Source organism: Mycobacterium sp. E2497, from assembly GCF_001668695.1.
Lineage (GTDB): Bacteria > Actinomycetota > Actinomycetes > Mycobacteriales > Mycobacteriaceae > Mycobacterium.
Map to the genome: position 1 here is coordinate 1 of NZ_LZKD01000302.1, position 1,195 is coordinate 1,195.

Sequence of the window (1,195 nt, forward strand, 5' to 3'; positions counted from 1 at the left end):
CTACTGCTCGGCGCGCTCGCCACCTTCGCGATCACCGGTCTTGTCTGGACGGTCCGGGTCCAGCTTCCGCCGCCGCCCCCACCCCCGCCGGACGCCACCGCGACGGCCGTGGTGCGCCCGCTGCCGGACGGCGCCCGGGTCATCCTGGTCGCCGACACCACGCAAACCACCCAGGTGACGCATCAACTGCGGGCGCTGATGATCGGCGCGGGTGTGGTGACCCTGCTGGTCGCCGCGCTGTTGCTGGTGGCGGTCAGCCGGGTGGCGCTGCGCCCACTGGACCGGCTGACCGCGCTGGCCAACGACATCCGGACCGGTGATCGCGGGCGGCGGCTGCGCCCCGACCGTCCCGATACCGAATTAGGCCGGGCCGCAAGCGCTTTCGACGGGATGCTGGATACCTTGGAGGCTTCCGAACGCCGGGCCCAGCGTGCGATCGACGCGGCCCGGCGCGCCGAGACGGCAACCCGGCGCTTCATGGTCGACGCCGCCCACGAACTGCGCACCCCGATCGCCGGGATACAGGTCGCCGCCGAACAACTCGCCACCAGCGCCTCCCAGCAGCAGGGCGACGACGCGGCAGACGGTCAATATCGCAGGGCCAGCCTGTTGCTGTCCGACGCGCGGCGCGCAGGGCGGTTGGTCTCCGACATGCTCGATCTGAGCCGCATCGACGCCGGCCTGCCGTTGGACACCCACGACGTCGACCTGGCCGCGATCGCCGACGCCGAAGCCCACCGGGCCGCGATGCTGGCGCCGCAACTGACCATCAGCCGCACCGGCGCCACCGAGCTGCTTCTGGACGCGGACCCCACCCGCATCGCGCAGATCCTGTCCAACCTGCTCGACAACGCCCGCCGCTACACCCCGCGCGGGGGAGCCATCACGGTCGACGTGCGTGGGCGCACCGATGCCGCCGAGGTGACCGTCACCGACAGCGGCCCGGGCATTCCCGACGACGGGCGCGAGCGGATCTTCGAACGGCTGGTGCGACTGGACGCCGGGCGCGCCCGCGATCACGGCGGCGCCGGGCTGGGCCTGCCGATCGCCCGGGCGCTGGCGCGTGCCCACGGGGGCGAGCTGGTGTGTCTGCCGCACGAGGGCGGGGCAAGGTTCCGGCTCACGCTGCCGCTCGCCGCGGCGGTGGAATAAGGCCCATGGAAGAAAGGTGAGCGGTGGCCGCCTCGCCCGGGGC

1 protein-coding gene is annotated in these 1,195 nt (G+C 73.3%); it reads left to right on the forward strand.

Going from position 1 to position 1,195, the window contains the following annotated elements; genetic code table 11:
* The coding region (locus A5713_RS27040; RefSeq protein WP_156751758.1) for a cell wall metabolism sensor histidine kinase WalK at positions 1-1,152 on the forward strand (1,152 nt) is incomplete at its 5' end.
* Positions 1,153-1,195 lie beyond the last annotated feature (43 nt).